5 protein-coding genes are annotated in these 4,341 nt (G+C 42.5%); 4 read left to right on the top strand and 1 reads right to left on the bottom strand.

Annotation, left to right across the window (positions count from 1 at the left end; translation table 11 throughout):
- The 3 genes from P378_RS20220 to P378_RS15395 all read left to right on the top strand — a co-directional run.
- Positions 1-287 (top strand): hypothetical protein (locus P378_RS20220; RefSeq protein WP_207654067.1); only part of this gene is annotated, 287 nt, incomplete at its 5' end.
- Between the two features lie 119 nt (positions 288-406).
- On the top strand, positions 407-1,087 hold the full coding sequence (locus P378_RS15400; protein WP_099083877.1) for a YpjP family protein: 681 nt from the start codon (positions 407-409) through the stop codon (positions 1,085-1,087).
- 166 nt (positions 1,088-1,253) lie between these two features.
- Positions 1,254-1,820: a hypothetical protein gene (locus P378_RS15395; RefSeq protein ID WP_099083876.1), complete on the top strand. Its 567-nt coding sequence runs from the start codon at positions 1,254-1,256 to the stop codon at positions 1,818-1,820.
- A 1,031-nt stretch (positions 1,821-2,851) separates the two neighbouring features.
- Here P378_RS15395 and P378_RS15390 read toward each other — a convergent pair.
- Positions 2,852-3,703 carry a transposase gene (locus tag P378_RS15390; RefSeq protein ID WP_143338519.1) on the bottom strand — a complete coding sequence of 284 codons (852 nt, stop codon included), beginning with the start codon at positions 3,701-3,703 and terminating at the stop codon, positions 2,852-2,854.
- 455 nt (positions 3,704-4,158) lie between these two features.
- Between P378_RS15390 and P378_RS15380 the strand changes: the two genes are divergently transcribed.
- The coding region (locus tag P378_RS15380) for a hypothetical protein (protein WP_143338517.1) at positions 4,159-4,341 on the top strand (183 nt) is incomplete at its 3' end.

Below are 4,341 nucleotides of genomic sequence, written 5' to 3'. Positions count from 1 at the left end.
TTTCAATAACCCGCCTTATGGCGGTGACTCCCTGGCTGGTCACYAGTTCGACAAAAAGCTATAAAAAGTACCCGTTGYGTTTTTTTTTGATATGTTATGTTCAGTATCAGGAAGTCGAAGCTGGAAGGATCTTGAAGAACAAAGGGAGTCTGATGTGTTTGCCGCGCCGTCTGAAGCATGCGCCTGCCGGAAAAGGCAGGCAAGGAGGTGAAGAATTTTGTTACTTTTTCAACCCCGAGATCCCTCTCAAAAAAAGTAATAGTGATTTGGAGGCAAACCGGGTGTAGCCTGACAACCTTGTTCCCATAGTATGCCATCCAGAACCACTATTACAATTCCATTTAACCATTTATTCTGAAAATCTTCAATCCCCAGAGGCTTCAATCAAAAATGAGGAGGTTTTATAATGAGATCGGTTAAACAAAAACTGAGTTTGGTTCTCGTGCTTGCCTTACTGGTTAACATGTTGTTGCCGGGCATGGGTGCGTTTGCCGCTGAAACAAATAATTTTGTAGTTCCTGGTAGCGGCGAACAGATACTTATATCTCCGGATACGTCTAATTGGGGAGAGCAAACCAGTACAACGGAATCAAATGCTGGTGCAAGTAGTCAATTTAATAATGACAAGGAAGAGGCAATTGGGAATCAGATATTAGATTCTAATAAAGACGTAATTGGGAATGATGTAGAGATACAAGGTCTGCCAGCAGTTGTCGCAGCAGCATTAGCCTGGGTTGCTAAAAAGTTAGCGGTAAAAGTCTACAACAAAGTCTGGCCAATAATTAAAGACAAACTAACTAAAGTAGTAAAAGATGTAGCAAATAAATATAATGACTTAACTGTAGAAGGGCCAGGAAGAGGAGAACAAGTATTTGCGCTAAAAAGTAAAAAGCATGGTCATAAAAGTGAAGATTACCAAGTGTTCCGGCTAGACATAAAATTATTAAAAAAATATGATGGCTACTATATCTGGCCACATTACCATATTAAGCCGAATTTGAATGATCATAATAATTTAGCACCTGGCGATGGGTATATTTACTGGGGTAAAGACAAACCGCCTGGTTTTGGCTGGCAAAATATTTAATTGTTTAGAATAAGTTTTCTTAATAGTTAAATAGTTGCAGAAATGTACTTGTGTTAGGATTGCGTCAATGTCATTTTTTACGATTGATTACTATGGCTTTGACCAATCCTAGTTATTTGTATATAATTTAATAGTTGTTATTATAAAGTAAGGAGGTAATCTAAGAATGAGTAAGTATCTAAAGTTTTTCTATTGCTGCTTGGATACGAGCAACCCAATTGATTCAAAGATAATGGAGATCATTACTCGTATATTGGGAGAAGAACCATCGGAAGGGGTGGAGGGTAGATTTACAATATATGGACCAATAGATAATAGCAATACTATACAATATAGAATTAAATTAACAGACGAAGATATTTTAATGCTGCATAGTCAAATCAATAAACTTGGAGTTGACTTTAATAGTATATTTAAAAGGGACTGGAGACATTTTCATATTGCTTTATATAAGGAAATAATTAATAATGATGATGAGGATGATAGTTGGAAACTAGAACACGAGGGAACAGCATGTGAGAAAGAGGATGATAGTTGGGATGTATATTACGTAGTAGGCCATCTTCATAAATATATGGGAACACATGGAGAACATTTTATTTTTAATGTGCCTAATGATGAGATAAATAGTCTTGAAGATATTAAAGAGAGGTTTAAAAAATGGGTAGATGAACAAAAAGAAAAGATTGCAAAAAAACAGCAAATCAATAGAATTAGGTTTTTTAATAGTTAAATAGTTGCAGAAATGTACTTGTGTTAGGGTGAATGGGTGAATGGTAACACTGTTTCTGCAAAGGATATATAAAGCATGGAAAAGGCTAAAGTAGGATAGGAATTTGCTTTTTCCATCTCGGCAATAACACAGTATATTACTACTCGTCAAACATAAAATTGTAGCCGATTTATGCATATTTACCGGATTTTTATAAACGATAGCCCGGCTGTTTCACCAAAAAGGACAGGCAGGCAGACTCTCATGCCAAAATGTGCGCACAATCAAACAAGCCATGACAGATTCCATGTAACAACACGTGAACAATCCTCATAGCCCTATACTGTCCAAATCGTGAACCTATCTTGATAAGACCCCTAAGCTAAATACAGTCCTCATAAGGTGTCAACTGGGAATATTCATCCTCATACGGCATTTGGGAGGGGTTAAGGGGTCAGGCTTGACTTATTGACTTGTTGGCCCGGAGCGGAATAGTCTAACGCTGTCATCAAGTAGAAATAAAACATAATAAATCAAAAAGTCAAGCCTGACCCCCTTTTACCCCTAATAAATCAAAAAGTCAAGCCTGACCCCCTTTTACCCCCTTTTACCCTTCCCAATACATGATTTTACATGGGGTATGCGCAAAACAGCACAGAATTGCAGTATTTAGAGAGAGAATCGGCGCGGATTCCATAAACATCCAAATCAACGGCGTTTCGGACATGGATATGCCGTTAGATGGCCAGCCCTTTCTGAGCATCAATATTCGGCGAAATATCAAGAATAATCATCATAATCTGGTGTCAACTGAGAATAGCTATCATCCGCATAAACTATCTGGGAATAGCCATCACAACTCAACTCCGGTGTCGCTTCCGGAATATGTTTGACCGCATTGAAGTCAGGCGGGTCGTGATTCCGTGACTCCCAGAGATTAAGGTGAAGCAAGATCTTCTTGATTGTCTCCGGGGATTCGATAAAGGAGACGATGCGCATTGAGCCATTGCACTTGGGACACAGCAAGGGATCGGCGTGGTATACCTTTTGGATCAAGCGCGCTTAAGTTTGCGAAACTCTGTTCGCGAAATCCCGGATTCAACAAGGGCCGGCATTTGATCGCCGGTAGCCGATTTTTTCCGGAGTCCCCGCGACTTGTTCGAGTAATAACCGTAGTACCTGACGAGCTGTTCTCCTTTGTTTGGGATATGGGTGATAAGCTGAGCCAGCCAATCCAGCGCCGCAAAGGTTCTGGATGTTCTGCCGTCCTTGGCTATGTAAACAACTTTGGCCACACCGTCCTTGGTCTGGGCGGCGGGAATGTAAGTCATGCGTTCTTGCGAAATAGGCGCCCGGATAATGTATTGCGCCAACCGTTCAATCCCTTCTTGGTCCGATGGCCAAATGGCTTCGCCGCAATACACGTTAAACCCGCTGTGATGCCAGCTCAGCATGTTCTTAATGATCAAGCCGGTGATTTTCCCCTCGTTTTTCAGCATCTTGAGGACTTCCAGGCGAAACGCGGTTTCCAAGTCCGAAGGGTTCGGCCTTGGCCCGGCCGCAAATCCGCCATTCCCGTAAAAGCAACTGTCGGTAGCGATGATGTGAAGGTGGGGGTTGAAGTTCTGAAAATCCCCAAAAGTCTGTACGGCGATCACCGCTCCCGGGACAGCGTCGTCAAAGGCGGCGCCTTGCTTCAAGTAGCCGGACAGCACCGTCCAGGCACATTGGCTCAACTTCGCCAAAAGCCTGCGGTCGAACATGAAGTAGATTCTCAGTCTTTTCGGAATGCTGAAAACCCACTGGCGGTGCGGTACCTGTTTCAGCACTTCGCCGTACAGCCATTCACCGAACTCGACCACCGTTTCTGGTGGCAGGAAGGACAAAAGTGGCGGCGTTTGCACGAAAAGGCCAACAAGTATCTTCCGCTGTCTTCCGGTCTGTTTGGGGCAGGATTACAGATAACCCGCCTTATGGCGGTGACTCCCTGGCTGGTTACTAGTTCGACAAAAAGCTACAAAAAGTACCCGTTGCTTTTTTTTTGATATGTTATGTTCAGTATCAGGAAGTCGAAGCTGGAAGGATCTTGAAGAACAAAGGGAGTCTGATGTGTTTGCCGCGCCGTCTGAAGCATGCGCCTGCCGGAAAAGGCAGGCAAGGAGGTGAAGAATTTTGTTACTTTTTCAACCCCGAGATCCCTCTCAAAAAAGTAATAGTGATTTGGAGGCAAACCGGGTGTAGCCTGACAACCTTGTTCCCATAGTATGCCATCCAGAACCACTATTACAATTCCATTTAACCATTTATTCTGAAAATCTTCAATCCCCAGAGGCTTCATCAAAAATGAGGAGGTTTTATAATGAGATCGGTTAAACAAAAACTGAGTTTGGTTCTCGTGCTTGCCTTACTGGTTAACATGTTGTTGCCGGGCATGGGTGCGTTTGCCGCTGAAACAAATAATTTTGTAGTTCCTGGTAGCGGCGAACAGATACTTATATCTCCGGATACGTCTAATTGGGGAGAGCAAACCAGTACAACGGAA

The sequence above is a fragment of the Desulforamulus profundi genome, assembly GCF_002607855.1.
This window is presented reverse-complemented; position numbering and strand designations above follow the sequence as displayed.